At 46.2% G+C, this 20301-nt stretch carries 24 protein-coding genes; 21 read left to right on the top strand and 3 right to left on the bottom strand.

The window, feature by feature from the left end:
* The first annotated feature begins 35 nt into the window (after positions 1-35).
* The 3 genes from DCC85_RS12030 to DCC85_RS12025 all read left to right on the top strand — a co-directional run bounded on the left by DCC85_RS12030 (position 36) and on the right by DCC85_RS12025 (position 1272).
* On the top strand, positions 36-242 hold the full coding sequence (locus DCC85_RS12030) for a hypothetical protein (RefSeq protein WP_108465808.1): 207 nt from the start codon (positions 36-38) through the stop codon (positions 240-242).
* Positions 232-387 (top strand): hypothetical protein, encoded by a 156-nt coding sequence (locus DCC85_RS22975; protein ID WP_234414150.1) that lies wholly within the window; start codon positions 232-234, stop codon positions 385-387. Before DCC85_RS12030 ends, DCC85_RS22975 begins: the two co-directional genes overlap by 11 nt.
* 111 nt (positions 388-498) lie before the next feature.
* On the top strand, positions 499-1272 hold the full coding sequence (locus DCC85_RS12025) for a M15 family metallopeptidase (RefSeq protein ID WP_108465807.1): 774 nt from the start codon (positions 499-501) through the stop codon (positions 1270-1272).
* Positions 1273-1333: 61 nt separating this feature from the next.
* On the opposite strand, the gene DCC85_RS12020 is transcribed toward DCC85_RS12025, so the two are convergent.
* On the bottom strand, positions 1334-2203 hold the full coding sequence (locus tag DCC85_RS12020; protein WP_234414149.1) for a YitT family protein: 870 nt from the start codon (positions 2201-2203) through the stop codon (positions 1334-1336).
* A 181-nt stretch (positions 2204-2384) separates the two neighbouring features.
* On the bottom strand, positions 2385-3011 hold the full coding sequence (gene lexA, locus DCC85_RS12015) for a transcriptional repressor LexA (RefSeq protein ID WP_108465806.1): 627 nt from the start codon (positions 3009-3011) through the stop codon (positions 2385-2387).
* Positions 3012-3270: 259 nt separating this feature from the next.
* On the opposite strand from lexA, the gene DCC85_RS12010 reads away from it, so the two are divergent.
* The 4 genes from DCC85_RS12010 (at position 3271) to DCC85_RS11995 (ending at position 5271) form a co-directional block, all read left to right on the top strand.
* Positions 3271-3564 (top strand): LysM peptidoglycan-binding domain-containing protein, encoded by a 294-nt coding sequence (locus tag DCC85_RS12010; RefSeq protein WP_108467837.1) that lies wholly within the window; start codon positions 3271-3273, stop codon positions 3562-3564.
* A 122-nt stretch (positions 3565-3686) separates the two neighbouring features.
* Positions 3687-3863, top strand: coding sequence for a DUF896 domain-containing protein (locus DCC85_RS12005; protein ID WP_108465805.1), 177 nt, complete (start codon positions 3687-3689; stop codon positions 3861-3863).
* Positions 3864-3892: 29 nt separating this feature from the next.
* Positions 3893-4420 (top strand): hypothetical protein, encoded by a 528-nt coding sequence (locus DCC85_RS12000; protein WP_108465804.1) that lies wholly within the window; start codon positions 3893-3895, stop codon positions 4418-4420.
* Positions 4421-4464: 44 nt separating this feature from the next.
* Positions 4465-5271, top strand: coding sequence for an HAD family hydrolase (locus tag DCC85_RS11995; protein ID WP_108465803.1), 807 nt, complete (start codon positions 4465-4467; stop codon positions 5269-5271).
* 77 nt (positions 5272-5348) lie between these two features.
* Here DCC85_RS11995 and DCC85_RS11990 read toward each other — a convergent pair whose 3' ends face one another.
* Positions 5349-5891, bottom strand: a complete 543-nt coding sequence (locus tag DCC85_RS11990) for a 1,2-dihydroxy-3-keto-5-methylthiopentene dioxygenase (protein WP_108465802.1) — start codon at positions 5889-5891, stop codon at positions 5349-5351.
* Positions 5892-6292: 401 nt separating this feature from the next.
* On the opposite strand from DCC85_RS11990, the gene rnz reads away from it, so the two are divergent.
* The 14 genes from rnz (at position 6293) to DCC85_RS11920 (ending at position 20300) form a co-directional block, all read left to right on the top strand.
* Entirely contained in the window at positions 6293-7228 is a 936-nt protein-coding gene (gene rnz, locus DCC85_RS11985) for a ribonuclease Z (protein WP_108465801.1), read from the top strand.
* A gap of 208 nt (positions 7229-7436) precedes the next feature.
* Positions 7437-8249, top strand: a complete 813-nt coding sequence (locus DCC85_RS11980) for a TIGR01457 family HAD-type hydrolase (protein ID WP_108465800.1) — start codon at positions 7437-7439, stop codon at positions 8247-8249.
* Positions 8250-8324: 75 nt separating this feature from the next.
* Positions 8325-9137 (top strand): Fpg/Nei family DNA glycosylase, encoded by an 813-nt coding sequence (locus DCC85_RS11975; RefSeq protein ID WP_108465799.1) that lies wholly within the window; start codon positions 8325-8327, stop codon positions 9135-9137.
* Positions 9130-9993, top strand: coding sequence for a deoxyribonuclease IV (locus DCC85_RS11970; RefSeq protein ID WP_108465798.1), 864 nt, complete (start codon positions 9130-9132; stop codon positions 9991-9993). The genes DCC85_RS11975 and DCC85_RS11970 overlap by 8 nt, the downstream gene beginning before the upstream one ends.
* A 26-nt stretch (positions 9994-10019) precedes the next feature.
* The gene (locus DCC85_RS11965) at positions 10020-10370 is read left to right on the top strand and encodes a cyclic-phosphate processing receiver domain-containing protein (RefSeq protein ID WP_108465797.1); all 351 of its coding nucleotides are present in this window, start codon (positions 10020-10022) and stop codon (positions 10368-10370) included.
* A gap of 34 nt (positions 10371-10404) precedes the next feature.
* The gene (locus DCC85_RS11960) at positions 10405-11475 is read left to right on the top strand and encodes an SAM-dependent methyltransferase (protein ID WP_108465796.1); all 1071 of its coding nucleotides are present in this window, start codon (positions 10405-10407) and stop codon (positions 11473-11475) included.
* A 179-nt stretch (positions 11476-11654) separates the two neighbouring features.
* Positions 11655-13133, top strand: a complete 1479-nt coding sequence (locus DCC85_RS11955; RefSeq protein WP_108465795.1) for a serine/threonine-protein kinase — start codon at positions 11655-11657, stop codon at positions 13131-13133.
* Positions 13133-14023: an SAF domain-containing protein gene (locus DCC85_RS11950; protein WP_108465794.1), complete on the top strand. Its 891-nt coding sequence runs from the start codon at positions 13133-13135 to the stop codon at positions 14021-14023. The genes DCC85_RS11955 and DCC85_RS11950 overlap by 1 nt, the downstream gene beginning before the upstream one ends.
* Complete coding sequence (locus DCC85_RS11945) at positions 14020-14736, top strand: hypothetical protein (protein ID WP_159081862.1); 717 nt, start codon at positions 14020-14022, stop codon at positions 14734-14736. Before DCC85_RS11950 ends, DCC85_RS11945 begins: the two co-directional genes overlap by 4 nt.
* Positions 14733-15557 carry a hypothetical protein gene (locus DCC85_RS11940; RefSeq protein ID WP_108465792.1) on the top strand — a complete coding sequence of 275 codons (825 nt, stop codon included), beginning with the start codon at positions 14733-14735 and terminating at the stop codon, positions 15555-15557. Before DCC85_RS11945 ends, DCC85_RS11940 begins: the two co-directional genes overlap by 4 nt.
* 2 nt (positions 15558-15559) lie before the next feature.
* A complete protein-coding gene (locus tag DCC85_RS11935) occupies positions 15560-17332 on the top strand; it encodes an ATPase, T2SS/T4P/T4SS family (protein WP_108465791.1) in 1773 nt (590 codons plus the stop codon).
* Positions 17322-19376 carry a hypothetical protein gene (locus DCC85_RS11930; protein WP_108465790.1) on the top strand — a complete coding sequence of 685 codons (2055 nt, stop codon included), beginning with the start codon at positions 17322-17324 and terminating at the stop codon, positions 19374-19376. Before DCC85_RS11935 ends, DCC85_RS11930 begins: the two co-directional genes overlap by 11 nt.
* Before the next feature lie 20 nt (positions 19377-19396).
* On the top strand, positions 19397-19882 hold the full coding sequence (locus tag DCC85_RS11925) for an ABC transporter permease (protein WP_108465789.1): 486 nt from the start codon (positions 19397-19399) through the stop codon (positions 19880-19882).
* Positions 19883-19892: 10 nt separating this feature from the next.
* Positions 19893-20300, top strand: a complete 408-nt coding sequence (locus DCC85_RS11920; protein ID WP_108465788.1) for a hypothetical protein — start codon at positions 19893-19895, stop codon at positions 20298-20300.
* The last annotated feature ends 1 nt before the right edge of the window (position 20301 follow it).

Below are 20301 nucleotides of genomic sequence, written 5' to 3'. Positions count from 1 at the left end.
AATACAAACAAACGTTCGTGTGAGGTGAGGGATCTATGAGCAATAAGTATATCGGAACAACACTTGAGATTATCTATATGGATCGGGCTGGACGCATTACGCAGCGAAGCATTGAAGTTCATGCCATTCATAACGGCCTAATTCGTGCGAATTGTCTGGCCACAGGGCAGCCGAGATCTTTTCGCACGGAGCAGGTGCTCGCTTTTTCAGTGCTGAAAGCTGGTGAACGTCATGCTTCCTGATTTGGAACGTAAGCTGCTTCGAATTCTATGGAATATATCCAGCCAGCGGAGGAGGAATCCGACGTGGGAAGAGTTGCAGCGAATGACAGGGCGGCATAAGATATCCATTCTGGCGGGATTGCAGCACCTGGAGGAGAAGCAGTAAATTGTATGGACTGATCGTACGGACTTACAGGGTATTGTGATCATTGAAGGCTGGGAAAGAAGCGAATGCTCGTCGGTTAAGGTAAATGATCTGTAAAGGGGGCGGCCCTAGATGCTAACTTTGGATCAATTGATGGGCAAGTCTTCTGCCAAGCTGAAGGGGCTTCACCCGGCAGTTCTGTCTGCAGCCCAAGAGTTAATAAAGCGCAGTTATCGGCAAGGGATAAATATAATCATCACGCAGGGGTATCGCTCAATAGCAGAGCAAAATGCCTTATACGAACAGGGACGCAGCAAGCCGGGGAACATTGTCACTAATGCCAAAGGTGGCAGCAGTTATCACAACTTTGGGGTTGCTATTGATTTTGCTATTTTGCAGTCGGATGGTAAGAGCGTGAGCTGGACGGTTAATGCGGATTGGATGAAGGTCGTGAGCATGGCCAAGGAATTAGGCTTTGAGTGGGGAGGCGATTGGAGGAGCTTCAAGGACTATCCTCATCTTCAGATAACTTTTGACTTGACCACCGCTCAATATCGGGCCCGGAAGAAGCCAACCGCAGATCAGGTTAGACAGGTCATGGAGAAGTTAAGAGAATTAGAGGAGGAGGAAGCCATGACACCCGAGGAGAAGAAGGAATTTCAAGCCTTACAAGCCGCAGTGCAGGAGCAGGCCAGGCTGATTGAATCATTCAGTCAGCTGAGTAACCGCGTGAAGTTGGTCGAGGAGCAGTTATTTACGGACGTTCCCGAATGGGCCAAAGAAGCTGTACAGTCTGCCGTAAGCGCAGGTTTAATTAATACTCCTAACGGCGGGAGTCTGACTTTTTACCGTCTCCTTGCCGTAATGCATCGAGCAGGCCTGCTAGATGCCAACTCCCCATCCTAATAGTTATAAAAAATGTCCAGGGGCAGATGATCTGCTACTCTGGACATTTTGTTCTTTGCATCTATTTGACCGGCCTAGCAAATCGGCCGACGATTTCGGTTGACTGGACCACATTCATGAAAGCGTGGCAATCTGTATCTAGTACTGTTTTGCGAACAGCGGCAAGCTCATACCGGGTCGTTACGGTCATTAGCATATAGTTGCCTTCTTCGCTGTAACCGCCCTGTGAATCGACACAGGTAATGCCGTGATGCAGCTTACGCAGCTGACAGAGCATTTTATCCTTCTCCTTCGTAATAATGAAGCATGTAACCTTGATGTGGCCGACATGGATCATATCGACAACCTTACCTTTGACAAAGGTGGAGAGCATAGAATAAAGGGCAAGATCCCAGTTCTTGTAGAAGCCAAGGATAAGAATAACCGCCCCGTTAAGTATAAATAAAATATTTCCCATAGGAACGTCACGCCGACGGGTCACGATCGAACCCACAATATCAAAACCGCCGGTAGACCCGCCTACTCTAAGAGAGAAGCCGATTCCAGCTGCAGAGATAATTCCCCCGAATACTGCCGCAAGGGTAGCGTCATGCGTGATGTTGACGACAGGAATGATGGTCATGAACCAAGTGGTGCTAAGCACCGAGATGAGACTAAGCACAATGTACTTTCTGCCGACAACCTTCCAGCCCCAAATGATTAGAGGAACATTGAGCACAAAATAAACAAGCGAGATATTCCATCCGGTCAAATAGCCAATAATGGAAGCTACGCCAGCAATGCCTCCAGACAACTGCTGATGTGGAATCTGAAATAGGTTCAGGGCTGCTGCAACAAGTAAAGCGGACACCAGAATTAAGCCCACTTCTTGTGCTGGTCTCAGCGTAAGGGACTTCTTTCTTAGAATGGCGGGATACTCCTGGAAATTCACTTGATTCTAACCTTCTCTTCATTGTTTTTTAGTTCATAAGAAATATTTATCGGATCAATTATCTTTTTTATCAATATAACACACTATGATGAATATCACTATATATGAACGTATTTTTGTTAATTTTAGAGGCAAAAAATAAGAGACTACAAAAACGTAGTCTCTTATCGCATGAATAAGTTCAATGAAAATCTCTAAACAAGCCGATGACTTTCCCAAGAATGGAAACATGCTTCAAGAGAAGCGGTTCATAGGCTGGATTCTCTGGCTGAAGGCGTATATGATCGCGTTCCTTGTAGAAGGTCTTCACTGTTGCCTCGTCTTCTTCAGTCATTGCAACAACAATATCACCGTTCTCAGCAGTTTGCTGCTGTCGTACGATGACATAGTCACCATTATGAATCCCTGCTTCAATCATACTGTCGCCCATTACAGCAAGCATAAATATCTCTGCATCGGTACTATAATGGCTTGGCAGCGGGAAGTAGTCCTCGATGTTCTCGGTAGCCGTTATAGGTACACCGGCGGTAACCTTCCCCACAACCGGTACACGCAGAACGGTCTGTGAGAACATATGAATATTCTCCGATTCCTCTTGGCCCAGCAGCTCGATAGCCCGAGGTTTCGTTGGGTCTCTTCTTATTAGACCTTTCTTCTCCAAGCGATCTAAATGACCATGTACCGTCGAGCTGGAAGCTAGTCCCACGGCCTCGCCAATTTCGCGGACGGAGGGCGGATAGCCCTTCATGCGTACTTCATTGCGTATAAATTCCAATATCGCCTGCTGCCGGCTGGAAACCTTCGACATATTCTATCAACCCCATTTAGTAACGTATGGAAAAAGTATAACATAGAACTTCCGTTCGCACAAACAAGGGTTCTATTGCAATTGTTATAGGTACGAACAATTGTTCTGAAATAGGCTTGAACAAAACACATGTTCGTGTTATATTGAATTTGCGAATAAGAACAAATGTTTGGAGTGGTGAGTTGTGTTGAGATATAGTACATATAACAGTATTTATGATAATAAGGAAGCCGGCAGGAACGTTCAGTCAGCCTCTATAATGAATAATTTTAAATTCAGTAAGCGGTTTGTAATGATCTTGGCTGCCATGATCATGATTTCCATAGCGTGTACAGGCGTATTGAATGCCTTCGCTTCTACTAATCGAAGTTCAGAGGATGTATTGCTAGATTCTGTAGTTGTCACACCGGGTGATTCTCTCTGGAGTATTGCTTCCTCCCATAAACCAGAGGGGATGGATATTCGAGTATATATTGAGAAATTACAAGATGTGAACGGCATGAAGAGAAGTGAAATTCAGGCTGGCGATATCTTAAATCTCCCTTCGATATGATACACATATTTCTAATACAGAATTGATGGTAATTTAGAGCTTGTCATGGACCCGAGATGCCTTGACAAGCTCTTTTTGTCATGTCAAAGTAGATGTGAATGCCTAATTATAAGGAGGATTTTATGGATATCGACAGCCTGGTACAACGTATAAATGAATTGGCCCGCAAGAACAAGGCCGAAGGGTTAACGAACGAAGAGAAACTGGAACGCGCGGAACTCCGCGAAGTTTACCTTCAGAATATAAGAAGAAATTTCCGTCAACAATTGGATTCCATTGAGATTGTAGACGAAAAATAACCGCAACTTTTGTAGGGGGAAAAAAGTGAATGTCCAGATCTTTTGAACGCAAGGTGGAGAAGAACCGCCAGAAGCTGCAGCAAGACCAGAAGAAAAAGGGGATCAAGCCGGGAACAAGCCTCGGCAGTAAGGGAGAAGGTGAGACCTTTAGAGGCCGTAATGTTTTACTCCCGTCCCTTTTAGTCTTTCTGGGACTCCTATATTTGGTTATAGGGATCGTTGGTAACAATAGTGCGGGCCAAAAGACGAATTATACCCTCACAATTATTACCATGGCCTTGTACTTAATATTAGCGGCTGCGGTGTTTTTCCGAAGACCTTATTTGCGGATTTTTAAAGGCTCGCTTTTTACGTCGAAATACAATCGCGACAAGCGCCTTGATGCGAACGGCATTTCAAAGATTCAGCAAAGCAAGAACTCCGTTGTGATTGTAACTAAAGGTAAGGAATCTAACTGGAAGTTCTCCCGGGGTCGTAATTTCTTCGATACGACTGCCATGGGGGAAAGCTTGGAACAGTTTGCAGCTACGCACAAAATTGATTTCGAGAAGAAGTAAGTCAAGAGAGCGAAGTCTTAAGGTACAAGAGGGGGAGCTGGCAGATGAGTATTCAAGCGGTTTGTTTTGATTTGGACGATACGCTGTTATGGGATGAACGAAGTGTTCGCGAGGCTTTTGAGGCAGTATGTCGCACAGCAGCAGCCGAGAAAGGGCTGAATGCTGAAGCTCTGGAGCAATCTGTACGTAAGTCAGCCCGTTCATTATATGAATCCTATGAGACCTATCCGTTCACTCAGATGATTGGAATTAATCCATTTGAAGGATTGTGGGCTACTTTTAACGGTGGAGAACAGCCGGAATTTAGACAGCTGGAACAGCTGGCCCCCGTTTATCGTCAGGAAGCCTGGCGATTAGGGCTGCTTGATCAGGGAGTGGACGACCTTGCACTAGCTAAGCGGCTGGCAGAGCAATTTGGTGCTGAGCGGCGCGCGCGTCCGCATGTGTATGAGGAAACATTCCAGCTGCTTGAAGAGCTGCAAGGTAGAGTAAAGCTGCTGCTGTTGACGAATGGGTGCCCCGCTCTGCAGCAAGAGAAGCTGGATGGAGTTCCTAAGCTCGCCCCTTATTTTAACGAGGTTATTGTATCGGGGACATTCGGAAAGGGGAAGCCTGATCCCTCCATATTCCACCATGCTTTGTCCTTGCTAGGCTGCAAACCTGAGGAGACACTGATGGTTGGGGATAAACTGACCACAGATATCAAAGGGGCGCTGGGTGCTGGAATTACGGCTGTATGGATCAATCGGGACGGCAAAGATCGATCTGACGAAATTGTTCCAAATTACGAAATACACAGCCTTATGGATTTGCTTCCTTTAATGCAGAATCTTGATGCAAGGGTAATATAGACATAAAAAAGCTGATGCTTTCTTCCGCCGTTACTTGGAAGAAATGCATCAGCTTTTTATATCAATAATCCAGTCCATTAAGCTTTCTGAAAAGTCGGATCTTCATGCGGGTGAGCAATCCAGCCGTTCTCTTCTACAAACAAACGGACAGCAACAACCTTGCGTTCCTCGGTGAGGGTGAAGAAATGAACAGTGTTCTCTGGAACAGAGATCAGGTCGCCTGGCTGAAGCACGACATCAAAGTAACCGGTCTCGTCGTCCCCTTTAATAATGAAGATGCCGGAGCCAGCGACGATGGCGCGGATTTCATCTTCCGTGTGGGTGTGAATTTGCTCGAATTTAGCAAGCAGTTCCTCAATGTTTGGTGTTGTCTCTGAGAGGGTGATCACGTCCCAGGTGCGGTAGCCACGACGTGCTACCAGATCCTTGATCTCTTCTTCATAGGTATCCAGGATACGCTGCTTTTGCTCGTCATTTAGAAGGAAGTTATTCTTCAGGTCTTCAGGAAGCTTGTTCGGATTCCAATGTTCGTAAACGACATCAAAACCACTTAGGAAATTACTCACTTCATTTTCATCCGTAATTGTTGTGTTAGTATTTCTAATTCTGATAGACGCCATAGGATTACCCCGCTTTCAAATGAGTATAGTATGGATTATAAAGGATGGGAACTTGGATGTCGACCTATATTTTATTTAAAATCAGTCTATATCCAGCGCTGCTTTTCTTCAAGGATTGCTTCTGATAAACTAAGGGATACTAAGCAGGGTTGATAAAGCCGTACATAAGTTAATGATATTAATTATTCAACAATCGGAGTCTTGGGACTTTTCCTTTCCCAATATGCTGCCGCTGTACACTTATTTGAGCGAATGATTGGTAATATTATTGGCAATATACCCCTTAAGGATTCGCTTTCCATTCGGTTATCGGCATAACATTTTGGGTATAAAAGTAGAACGAGAAGGCTCGATAGAAATAGATACATCTTATTTGGTCAAAGGAAGAAGGGATGCGGGTTATGGAGCTTTATTTTATGGGAACAAATGCGGGCGTCCCTTCCTTACAGCGAAACGTCACTTCGGTGGCCTTGCGAATGTTTGAGGAGCGGCGCAGCTTTTGGCTGTTTGATTGTGGGGAAGGCACGCAGCATCAAGTGCTGAAATCCCCATTGAAGCTTAGCAAGCTGGAGAAGATATTTATTACTCATTTGCATGGAGATCATCTCTTCGGTCTGCCGGGGTTATTGTCAAGCCGGGCTTATCAGGGAGGGGATGCTCCACTTGAGCTATACGGTCCCAAAGGGATCAAGGCTTTTGTGGAGACAACTTTAGGGATCAGTGAATCCCGAATTAATTATGAGCTTGTTATTAAGGAGCATGCGGGCGGCCTGCTGTTTGAGGATGACTCATTCCGGGTTGAAGCTGCTTTGCTAGAACACCGGATTGACAGCTATGGATACCGCGTTGTAGAGAAGGATCGACCTGGGAAATTGGATTTCGACGTACTTAGCCGCCATGGGATTAAGCCTGGTCCTCTATATGGTCAGCTTAAGCGCGGGGAGAGCATCATAACTCCTGACGGGGTTACCATTCGACCAGAAGAAGTGCTTGGCAAGCCCAAGCGTGGAAGAATAGTAACGATACTCGGCGATACTCGGCCATGTGAAGCTGCGGTTCACCTATCCCAGGATGCTGATCTTATGGTGCATGAGGCAACCTTTCTGCATGAACTCAAAGATACGGCTTATGAGTACCATCATAGTACAGCCATTCAGGCGGCCGAAGCTGCGGTTCAGGCAGGGGCAAAGCAGCTGATCATTACTCATTTCAGCTCGCGATATAAGGATGACCATGATTTGACTCGGCTTCTTGAGGAGGCAAGAACGGTATTCCCCGAGACTCAGTTGGCTATCGAACATGAGCTTTACCCTGTGACCAGACATGAAGCAGATTGATTATTTTCCGGGAAAGCGCAGGAAATGACACGGCGCAGCAAACTTCTGGTCTGGCAATATGGCAAGGTACGACTCTTCGAGGTCGTTCGACGAAAGTGCCGAGCTATGCTGTAAAAAACAAATTTGCTAATGCGTACCTTAACCGAATACAATAGTATTTGTTTATCTGAATCTAACGTAAATTTACATATTGAAAATAGGTGATCGCATGACCTGGTCTTCCGGGCATCATACAGCCCTTTGGAAGGGATTTTTAATTGATTTGGACGGGACGATGTACCATGGTCCGGTAATGATTCCCGGTGCAGACAAGCTGATTACGGAAATGAATCGGCGCAATATTCCGCTTCTGTTCGTAACGAATAATTCGTCCAAAACGCCGGAGGAAGTTGCAGAACAATTAAGACGGATGGGGATTCCCGCCAGCCATGAGCAGGTTTGCACTTCTGCCGTGGCTGCTGCAAGCCATCTTGCGGAAGAGAGCCCTGGCTGCAAGGTTGCAGCAATTGGTGAGAACGGTTTAGTTCATGCTTTGGAAAATGCGGGATTAATTCTGACGGATGAAGAACCCGAATATGTGGTTCAAGGAATTGACCGTTCTTTCAATTATGAGACGTTAACAAGAGCGGCGCGGTGGATCCATGGGGGAGCCAAATATGTACTGACCAATCCCGATCTGCTCCTGCCCTCAGATGAGGGGCTTATGCCTGGAGCTGGCAGTCTGTCTGCCGCTATTCAGGCTGCTACAGCGGTGGAGCCGCTGACGATTGGCAAACCCTCTGCCATTTTGATGAAGCAGGCGATGGACCGTCTTGGATTGCCTGCGGAGCAGGTGGCTGTCATCGGGGATAATATGCTGACAGATATTTCTGCCGGCGATCATGCAGGATGTGGAACAATCCTGACATTAACGGGTGTTACAACAGAGGGGAATCTGGAATACTATTTACAAAAAACAGGGATTACGCCTGATTTGGTCTGTGAAAACCTGGACAACCTTTTACACAACATCTGTCCTTAATGGTATTACTTTAATATTATGAGAAGGTCTTGAGTCTGTTCTAACAGGACTTAGGATGGAAGGGAAGAATGCACCATGCCGGAGCTGCCGGAAATGGAGAATTACAAAATACAGTTGTCACAACATATTCTAGACCTACCGATCACCAAAGTGGCCGTAAACCGGGAGAAATCCATTAATGTCGAGCCTCATCGCTTCACTGAGGAATTAATGGGCCTACGGATAATTTTTATAGAGCGGAGAGGCAAGCATTTAGTATTTCATTTGGATAATGGACGCCGCCTGCTGCTGCATCTGATGCTTGGCGGGTTGTTATACTTCGGAGGGGCGGAACATAAGCCGGCCCGAACGACACAAATTGAAATATCATTTGGAGAGCAGACCCTGTATTTCATTGGTCTTCGACTCGGCTATCTTCATTTGTTAAGTGCTAAGGAGACGGAAGAGGCTTTGTCCGACCTTGGCCCCGAGCTATTTGATCGACGCATGAACGAACATAAATTTGCGGAGCTGCTTGGAAAGCGCCGTGGAAATCTTAAAACGGCTCTTGTCAATCAGAGCATCATTGCCGGGATTGGCAACTGCTATGCGGATGAAATCGCCTTTGTAGCCGGAATTAGGCCGGACGCTAAACTTCAAAGCCTAACTGCTGAGGATCTATCAAAACTGTACCATGCCGCTCGTGAGGTTTTGACAGAGGCCACCCGGCAAGGCGGATATATAGAGCTGCCGTTAACCCAAGAAGATCAATTAACTGGCGGATTTAATGAGCACTGCCGGGTTTATGATCGTGGAGGCGAGGCATGTCTGGTGTGCGGCCAACCTATTGTGAAGGCAGAAATTTCTGGTAGAAAAGTATTTTATTGCACGAACTGCCAGCATGAATAGAATGGTTAGGGTAGGAGGACATCTAAGCATACGTAAGGGGTTTGCAGGTGCCGCTCTGGCTGCTGCTGCCCAAGGAGCAGGGGTATTTCAGTATTTTCCAAAGAACCCGCGGAGCCTGTCGGTGAAGCAGGTTGATCCTAGAGATGCCGAGCGATGCAAAGTGCTATGTGGAGAGAAGGAAATCGTATCGGTGGCTCACACGCCTTACCCGAGCAATCTAGCTCTTGAACCGGTCACTCAGAAAGAGGCTCGTTCTAAGGTAGTAGATTCATTGCGCAATGACCTTGAAATTGCAGAGGCCTGCGGGTCCTTAGGTATTGTGGTTCATTTTGGGAGTTCCAGGGATGGAAACCCCTTACAAATTTATAAAAATATTATACAATGTATCAATGAAGTGCTTCAGGGGTGGAAGGGAAATGCTCTACTTCTCTTGGAGAACCAAGCCGGTGATCATGGTGAGGAAGGCAAAACGCTCGAGGAAATGGTGCAGATCCGCAAGCTCTGTGAGCGGCCAGAGCATATTGGCTTTTGCCTGGATACCTGTCACGCTTTTGCAGCTGGAATTTGGGGAGGAGCCGGAGATACGGCATTCCTGGATAAGGCAAGGGATTTGAATTATTTTGAAGCCCTAAAGGTGCTACACTTCAATGATTCCAAATATCCTGCAGGTTCCCGTAAAGATCGACATGCCAGAGTCGGAACAGGGCACATTGGTGAGGCAGGCTTTCGTTGGCTGCTCAGCATACCCGAGCTGAAGGGGTTGCCTTTGGTGCTGGAAAGCGAGACAGGCAGGGATGGAACCTATATGCAGGATATGCATCAGATAGAGCTGTGGAGCGAAGCTGGACTGGAATAAACGTGAGAGGGAAAGGAAGAACGGGTGTGATTCACTTATATATGGATGACCTTCGCCGTTGTCCCAAAGGGTTTGTACTTGCAAGGACAGGCGAAGAGTGTCTGGAGCTGTTAAGGGAGATGGAAGTGGATATTTTATCTTTGGACCATGATATGGGTCCGGATGGAATGACAGGGACTGAGGTGGCTGCTGCCATGGTTCGTGAAGGGCTGTACGCCAAAGAAATATTTTTGCATACATCCAGCATTCATGGAAAGAACAGTATGTATGAACTGTTATATCCTAATAAGCCTGAGGGAGTGGTCGTGCATAGCTGTCCAATCCCGTTCGAACGGCTGGATGAAATTGCAGAGAAAGCAGAAGAGAAAGAAAAGTAGATACCGGCAATAAGCCAGAGGGAAGTAGAATTAAATGATGTTAAATGAAAATATAGATGCAACCGCATCGGAATTTACAGGATCCCAATTTATATGTACGGCCAATCACGGCTTTGCTTCTTATGCCCAGGAGGAGCTTCGAAGAACGTTTGGTTCGGTCAAGAGCCGTGTTCTCGAACAGGGAGAAGTCTTTCTAGCTACATTGCCTGTAGTTCGGGAGGAAGCCGTTAGACGCTTAGTTGATGAGAATCCGGTTTTTTTGAGGCATTGGTTTCCTCTAGATGTACAGATATCTTTTGACGAGCTAGATTCTGCAGATGAAGCAGTTAGTGCTGTGGTTGATTTTGCTTCCGGCAATAGTATGCTCGATGCATCCCGGATTGTCATACAGGCTCGCAAAGCATCCTCAAGCGGATGGAAAGGCACTGCACTTGAGCTTAAGGAACGGTTAGAGGAACGTATAAATATTACTGGAGCACAGTTTGTAGTTAAGGATGCAGATTGGACTTTGTCTGTATACGCTGCAGGTGGCTTCCTTTATGCAGGGATCTCCAAGCCTGAAGCTAATTTGTCGGATTGGAACGGCGGTGCAGTTCGCTTTCAACGTGAAGAAGGACAAATATCCCGGGCTAAGTTCAAGCTGCTTGAGGCGGAACGAACCTTTGGCATTGATTTTACGTCCTTTCACAGCGCACTTGATATTGGTGCTGCTCCAGGAGGGTGGACTTCCTTTCTGCTGGAGAGGGGCCTAAAGGTAACAGCAGTTGATCCGGCTAACATGCATCCCTCTCTTCTGAATCATCCTGATTTAACATATTTGAAGAGAAATGCAGACAGTGTGAAATTCCGGGACAATCAGTTTGATCTTCTCGTGTGTGATATGAGCTGGAGTCCAAAGCTAACGGTAAAGCTGGTTACTGAGCTGCTTTACAGTCTTGTTCCAGGTGGAACCGCAGTAGTTACGATCAAGCTGTTGTCCAAAAAGCCGCTTGCCTTGATTCGTGAAGTCATACAACTGTATGAAGATGCTAACATGCAAATACAACGTGCTAAACAGCTGTTCCATAATAGGGACGAAATAACACTTTATATGATTAAATATTAAAGATATTAAACAATATACCCCTTTTTAAAATTATTACTTTACATTTGATCGCCAGCTGGTTTATACTAATACCAAAATTAACCATTAGGACGCAGGGAAAGCATCCCAATCCGTTTTTTTCCAAAGGTGGAATAACGGGTTAGGGTGCTTTCTTTTTTTGCGCTCGGAAAGGAGAAGAAATGAAGCTGCCTCAACTGCTGCAACCTGGAACAATCATCGGTAATAGATACAAAGTTGTCCGTCCTATTGGACACGGTGGGACAAGCAGGGTATACGCCGCAGCTGATCTAAGGCTGCCTGGTAAGATATGGGCAGTCAAGCAGAGTGTGGCAGAGACAAGTTCTTATGCCTACATAGAAGAAGAAGCGACCATGCTGATTACGCTGCAGCACCCTCGGTTGCCAAGAATTGTTGATTTTTTCCCTCCAGGAACCGAAGGAGAGACTTATTTAATTATGGATCTTATTGATGGCGTAACCCTGGAGCAGACAGTCAGGACTACCAAGCAAGTGACTGAGCAGACTCTGATTAAATTAGGCGAGCAAATCTGCGAAGGATTAGATTATTTGCATAGCAGGCAGCCGGCGATTATTTATCGGGATCTTAAGCCTTCGAATCTCATGATTCAGCCAAACGGTGAGCTTCGGTTCATTGATTTCGGCACAGCACGCGAATACAAAGCGGAGAGAACGGAGGATACCGTTCAGCTCGGAACGATAGGCTTTGCTGCGCCAGAACAGTATGGAGGCAGTCAAACGGATGGGCGAACCGATCTTTATGCGCTTGGAGCAATATTGCTATATGCAGCAACATCGGGAAGGTATAGCGAATGGAATTTCCCCCAAGATGAGATTCCCGGTATTCAGTTAACGCCCTCTTTTGTAAAGGTGATCAGAAAGCTTCTTCAGTACAAGCCCGAAAATCGTTTTCAATCCGCTCAAGAAGTAATGCATGCATTTCGCAGTGTTAGTCCGCCTGCTTCTTCAAGCAGCTATAGCGGTCTGACGAGACCGATTGTCATCGCAGTAATGGGGACTGCACATGGCGTAGGGACTACGCATACGGCGATATTGCTAAGTCATGCGCTGAAAGCTCGTTATTCAAAGCTTACGCTAATGGATTGGGAGCAGAAGTCGAAGGCCTTCGAGAGGATTGGTCAAGTCTTGGCTGATCGGGAATACGGACAATCTTTTGAAATAGAAGGTGTTCAGTACATAAGGCGGTCTAACCGCAATCAACTTCTTTCGCTCTTAGGCTCGGGAGAAGGCGCCGTTGTGCTGGATCTTGGAAGCAGTACGGATAAAGAAGGTCTAGAGGAATTTCTTAGGGCGGATTTACAGATAATCGTATCTTCCCCCGCCATCTGGAAGTGCCAGGAACTTGACGAATTAAGGGGATGGCTTGAACAGCATCCCTCCGATAATCGGTATTATTGCTTTCCGGCAGCGGATGAAAGAGCTATTTCTGTTCTGCAAAGAACGCTTGAAATTGAGGAAGCTTTCGCCGTGCCTTCCGACCCCAACCCGTTTGAGCCGCGGCAACTGAGCCGGCAATGGGCTGAACAGGTTTGTTCCAAGCTGACTGGAGGAACCGAACCGCCAAGAAGAGGATTACGAAGGCTTTGGAGAGGTATGAAATTCGATCAGGGAGGATTGTGATGGTCTCAATAAGCAGAAGAAATAAACAGATCATCTATGCCGTTTTATCAGGCATTCTGGTGACCACATTGATCTTTGTTATCGTTCTTATAACGATACACGCAAAATCAGCTGCAAGGCAGTCCGCATTGGAACGCAATTATCAAGCTGAACTAGACAAGTTTAAAGAGGCACAGAATCTCACGATCCAGTCAGTGTATACCGTGAATAGGGCAGTGGCTGCCGGGGATAAGGTGCCAGAGGAGGCGGTAGCAACGGTTGAAGTTCCCAAGGCGATACTCCCCGCCAATGCAGCAACGGAGTTAGATCAAGTCATTGGAAAAACGGCAAAAGTTCGCTTGGAGCCACAAACGTTGTTAACAAGTACTCTGCTTTACAACGATGAACCAGCCACAGCGGATTTGCGAAATCGGGAAATGAGCTTCGTACAGCTGCCTATGGCCTTAAAGAATCACGACACGGTAGATGTTCGGATTCAATTTCCAACCGGACAGGATTATATTTTGTTATCGAAGAAGAAAATAAATTCTCTTGCGAAAGACACCATTTCCGTAACACTCAAAGAACATGAGATTTTATCCTTGTCCAGCGCTATTGTTGATGCTTATCTGCATAAGGCATCTATCTATGCATTAACATATGTCGAACCTGAGCTCCAGGAAGAGGCTGTCTCTACATATCCAGTAAACGAGCGAGTTCTTCAATTAATACAAAGAGACCCGAACATTGTTGTCAAGGCTGAGAATGCGCTGAGCAAGGCGGCAAGAGTCTTGCTTGAACAAAATCTGACCATGGTTACCCCGCAGGAAGCTGCAAGCTATGAGAGCAGCCAGACCATGAACAAGAGCAATGCAGGCAGTGAGCCTGCCGATCTAGAAGGTGAAAAATGATGAGAAGCTGGATATTTACCGGTATAAGCGACAAGAGGGACCTGCTTCTATATTTGTCACGTCTGCTTGCCGTATCAGGCCTAAGAGTGCTTTTAGTTGATGCTACCGAGAGGCAAACCTACCGCTACTCGATAAGCAAGCTTGATAAGCATATCCCTGTTACTGAGTTCTATGGCTTCGAGGTTGCAGATGGATTTTTCTCAGATGAAGGACTGAGAGAATATTTGGAACAGCAGGGCACGGATATCAAGAGCTATGACATTGTAATTTACGATTTAGAGAAGCTGTCTTTTGGGTCTACAGAGATCTGGCTTGAGGCGGAGTCGGTTTGGTGGGTCAGCAGTATGGATCGTTTTGAAGTCGAGCGAAGTACAGAATGGTTTGCACGGCTGCTCCAGATGTATCCGAAGCTTCAAGGAATCTTCATTCGGACAGTATTCCTGCATCACTTGGATTGCAGAATCTCACCTGAGTACGTTCAAATGCTGGCTAGCGGATTGCCCGTTAAGTGGAGTGAAGAGCCTCTGACAATCGCAACGGATGAGCTGGCCTATGCTGCTAAGATCGAGAATGGGCATGACCGGGCTATTTCCTTAAGAAGATTGACCAGAACGTATAAGAAATCTATTAGTCAGTTGGTTGTGCAGGTGGCGGGTTGGAAGGGGGCCCAAGCGAAGCGTGCCCTAAAGCTGGCAGAGAGGAGAAAGGCATGAACAAAGTTATCGTATGGAACGCAGAGGATGCCATCGGAGCGAAAGAAATCACGGCCGCATTGGCTGTGAGCCATAGCTTGCAATACAGTGGGGGAGTGATCGTTGGGCACCACGGGCCAAGGGGCACCAGTGTAGATGAAGGATTGGGGCAGCGGCTGGAGGGCGAAGGCTTGGTTCCGGCAATGGATGAAGGGTTTACTGCTTTGTACAGGCTTTCAGAAAGCGGTAGGCTTCATTCTCAAAGCCTTAAGAACTTTACTTGTCCCCTAATCAAGGAAAGGCTGGACTTAGTTACCGGCTATCAGCTGCCTGTTCATTGGCAGGATTCTGAGGTTATCCAGAACGTTCACCATATCTGGCGAATAGCTGCAGAGTGCTACGATGGCGTATATGTAAATGTCACCGAGGAGCAAGCAGCACTTAGCATGCTGGAGCCGGGTGATCTGGGAATTGTAGTTCTTCGTCAGAACGCTGGCAGCATTAGACGATTTTTTACTGAGCATGCTGGCAGACTGAGCACCATAGGGATTCCTATTATCATTACTCTTTGGAGCTATGATCCCATGGCTTCCTGTTCTACCCGGAACTTGCAAAGGAAATATGGTCAACAATTCAGAGTGTATGGTATACCCTACAACACTCAATTTACGGATGCTTGGAATGCTGGTGAAGTGGTCCCGTTCTTTCAGCGGTTATTCTACAGTCTGGACCAAGGAAGGGGGGGAGGTCATCCTCTTATGTCTTCCATTCAGACAATCACTACTGAAATTAAACAATATTTGAGCGGATTAGGTCCAGACGGACAGGTGAAAGGAGCGTAGCTATGGGACATGCAGCACTAAATACCTTGGCGCTCGCGGCCATCCTCCTTCTGTCTGTTTGCTATCTTCTAATTAAGCTGTCGAGGAGTAGGCATTCACCAGCCGAAAGCTCACAAGGAGATAAATACAGCTTGGATTCTATCATAGCTTATATCAAATTCAGTATGCATGAGATCAGCAGGAATCAACAGCAGGATTACGGATTAAGTGAGGAGGCTTATAAGCGCAGGAGGCATCAGCGGGCAGAGCTCAGGAAGGCTCTGAAGGGCTGTGTCACTGGTGACGAGCAGGATAAAAGATTTGTTAAAAGCTATATATCAAATCTACTGCAGACAGACTATGGATTGGGGGCGGAACATGTCGACTTTGTCATTCCCTTCGAAGAAGGAAATCTCTTAACTGTTCAAGACCGCTTTGAACTGATTTTGTATATTTATAAACTTCGTTATGGTCATGCTGCATTAGCAGCCTTAATTACTGATTATAACTGGGATCATCCTAAGGAGATGGCAGGAGAGTCTACAGGCTGGAGATATGAGATCACTCGTGAAGACGTGGATCGCGCCTTTTACCTGGAATATCGAAAGCTGACTTATGAGGAGAAGCTTGAATTTGTGGCGCAGCGTGTATACCAGCAATACAAAGGACTGTCGGTTATAGACGAGATTAGGGATCAAAATATAGACGGCGTGAGCGGCGGGGTAAGCGGTATTCCGCAGGAGATATCGTTGGACCATTCACTGCAGGATTTCACCGGCAAGCGAAGCTGGGACAGCATCTGGATCTTTTTCAAAGGAAAGTCCATTCATCTATCCTTCCTAAGCTTTGGCTCGGAGGGCGAACTCAAGAGAGTCTGTCAGAACATCTATAAATATAATCTGCCGGGACCTTTATCGGAAGCAAATGGGTTTAAGGTGAATGAGATGAAGGATGGGTCAAGAGTAGTTGTGGTTAGACCACCATTTGCGGAAAGCTGGGCTTTTTTTGTCCGTAAATTTGATGCTTCCAAAACTGCACTTGAAGAGCTTATCGTTGGCGAGAACGCGGAGATGGTCGTTGAACTGCTTACCTATCTGATGAAAGGCAGCCGAATTACGGCGATCACTGGCGCTCAAGGATCTGGCAAGACTACGTTGTTGATGGCGCTAGTGAAATATATTTACCAAGCTTATACTCTGCGTGTTCAGGAAATGTCTTTCGAGCTTCATTTAAGAAGGCTCTATCCGACAAGGAACATATTGACATTTCGTGAGACCGATTATGTAACAGGTCAAGCTGGTCTTGATTTACAGAAAAAGACGGACGGCACTGTGAATATTCTGGGGGAAGTAGCTACAGATGAGGTGGCTGCCTGGATGATTCAGACCGCCCAAGTCGCCAGCTTGTTTACCTTGTTTACACACCACGCGAGAACCTTCTCTTCGTTAGTTCATTCTCTTCGCAACTCTCTGCTGAAGGCGGGCGTGTTCCGAGATGAACGCATAGCTGAGCGGCAAGTTGTGGATGTTATTCATTTTGACATTCATCTTAAGCATGATATGACAGGCAAACGCTATATCGAGAGGATCACGGAATGTATTCCTTGCGAGAGCGAGAGTGGTCAGGCTCTGTTCGAACAACGTGACATCATCGTCTATCGTGATGGTCGTTATGAACCCGCTCGGGCAATGACAGAGTCAACGGTCTCTTCCATGAAGTCAGAAATGACCTCTGCTGATGCTGGATTGTTTGGCCGATTTATAGGCTGTTATTGGAGGGAGAAGCTTGGGGCTTAAAGAGGTATTGTTTCTAATCTTAGCGGTAGCGATAGCTGGGCTGATCGCTGCAGCTCTCCTCATAAAGCGGCAGCAGCGACTCGTTCGGACAAAAGCTATTTTTATCTCCGAACAACAAAGCTTGAAAGGGAAGTTGCAGGGGTATTTGCAGAAATCTTACTTGTTATTCATGCAAATTCCTCCACTACGAACGTACGTAAAGCATGTTCGAAAAGCAATTTCGCATATATCACTGCAAAATGAGTATGAGCTGAGGCTGCATGTAACAGGAATGGTGTACCTTTTGTTAGGGGGATACGGTTCTGTCATAGCTTTGCTCCTGCTGCTCAATCCCGATTGGTTTTATTTCTTGGTCCTGGTGCTGACGGCGGTGATCATGGATCAAGTTGTACTTGGCAGCTGTATAAACCGATTGCAGCGGCATTTGCTAAGGCAAACCTCGGAGTTGTTATCTCTGACCAGGCATGCGTATCAGCGGCACGGAATCGTGGAAGAAGCGGTGCTTGAAGCGGCTGAGGAGGCAGAGGATCAAATTTCCAGGCATGCATACACTATTGCCGAAGCGCTGTCGGCTGAACGAACGCAAGCAGCCTTGGAGCAGTATTATGAGACCCAACCGGGACGATATTTGAAATCTTATGCAGGGCTGTGCTACCTCATTATGGAGTATGGGGATCGGCCGGCAGAAGGCAAGTCGGTTTTTCTTCATGCCTTATCAGGGCTCAAGCAAGAGATATACCTTGATTTGCTAAGGCTCTCCCGGTTGGATTATTTGCTTAAAGGTTTAACTGTGATAGCTTTGGCCCCGCTCTTTTTTACAAAACCGGTAGAGGTGTGGGCTCGTAATAATTTCCCGTTAATGAATGACTTCTATTTAAGCAAAGCAGGTATGCTTATCAAGATCTTAATCTACCTTATTATCTTTATTGCTTACCTCCTATTAAAACGTATGCGAAGTGAGGATGATTCCGGTTACCAAGCGACGGGCAGGCGGGGAGAGTGGATACAAAGGATGTATAACGTGTCCTGGATCAGACGGGTGGTCTCAAAGCTGATGCCGGCAAGAGGATCATCTTCGTATATCAGGAGCGAGGCTTTGATAAGAGATACGGATACTCCTTGGAAGGTAGAGTGGTTATATCTCAGACGATTTTTATATTTTATTATCGGATTTGCAGCCGCTATGGTTATCGCCGTACTTCTGCATCTGCTTGCTAAAGACCGCATTGTAACGACGGAACCTACAAATATTCTGTTTGGAACAATGACCAAAGAGGATCAAGCACGAGCTGAAGAGCAGGCGCGGTTGGACCAACGGGCTATGAGGCAAATTCAAGGAACTGGTTCCCTAGATCGGAATGAGTTAAAGCACTATTACGATGCTGAGGGTTTGAATCATCCCAGTGAAGAAGAGCTTGAAGTTTGGGCGGAGCGTCTCGAATTTAAGTTTAAGCGTTATCAGAGCGAATATGTGAAATGGTGGGAGGTGCTAGTTGCCTTCTTGGCTGGCTTTTGTGGTTACTATGCCCCTTTATGGATGCTCTATTTCTACAGAAGAGTTCGAACGATGGATATGAAGCACGAGGTGTATCAATTTTATGCAATGATCGGCATATTGAAAGAAATAGAGCGGATCTCTGCGGAAGAAATTCTGGAGTGGCTGCACTCCTATTCCATCATGTTCAGAACGCCAATTCAGAAATGCCTATTGAACTATGAGTACAACCCTCTTCAGGCGATTGAGGAGCTTAAAGAGGATGTGGGGCTGGTAGAATTTAAGCTTTTGACAGATAAGTTAATGCTCGCCGTAGATAAGCTCCCGGTAAGAAAAGCCTTTGATGACCTGGATCAAGAGATGGGCTATTATTTCGAACAACGCAAGCTTGAATATGAGAAATTACTAGATCGTAAAGCGAACCTGGGCAGAATGATCGGATTTACGCCTATGTATGCTCTAGTGTTCCTTTATCTTGTGATTCCGCTATTATGGATGAGCTTTAATCAGATGGGTGTGTATTACGAACAGATCCAGCATATTTCCTAACTTATAAGGAGGATTCAAGAATGAATAATGCTTCATCAGCTTTAAAGGTCGCTGCAGGTATATTTCTAACGATTGCTCTAATCACGATTGTAGTTATCTTGTTTATCTCAGCCCAGGAGGCTACGAAGACGGCACAGAACAATTTCTCGGATATTCAAACTGAACTGGCCCAAGCATCTTTTACGGTATATGACGAGACGACCATTAGTGGTTCCCAGGTGACTAATGCCCTAAGGAAATACAAAGGTAAGGATCAATTCGGCATCCAGGTAAAAACAGGTAAAAACATCGGTGGACAATGGTATGGTTATCAGCTTGCCGTTCAGGCTGCCGGAAATCCGGACTATGGTTCGGTGCTCTACGAGGGAAGAGGGGATATAGCAAACACTTGGAATGAGGCAGACAATGAGTATGTGAATCCTAGCGGGAAATTCAAGGCTAATGTCATCAAGGACAGCTCAAATGTTGTGCGCGGCTTAATTTTCACGCAAACAACGGTGCGTTGATAGGATAACTATGAGCGGGCATGTCAAACAGATGCTTTGGATCGCTGCATCGTTAGCGTTATGGGTGGGAGCTGCTGTCTATGCTTTACAGGGACTGGATTTAGCGAAGAAGGGACTTCAAAGTATAGAGGTCAGCAAGCAGAATCAGAAAGGAATAATTAATACCCAGAGTACTGCATTAACTACAGACATTGAAATCTACTTGGGTACTCAAATTTTCTACTTATGGAGAGATCATTATGAACAGAGTTTGGAAATCGAGGTGGATGGACATAAGCTGGAAAAGGCTGTGGAGGCGCCTGAGGATAAAATAATCGCATCTACCGTTCCATGGATTGACCTTGCGGGAAAGTATAGAGCCAGTTATGAGCGTAACGACCGAGGGAACATAACCCGGATAGAATTTACAAGAGAGTAGG

The sequence above is a fragment of the Paenibacillus sp. CAA11 genome, assembly GCF_003060825.1.
GTDB lineage: Bacteria > Bacillota > Bacilli > Paenibacillales > Paenibacillaceae > Fontibacillus.
This window is presented reverse-complemented; position numbering and strand designations above follow the sequence as displayed.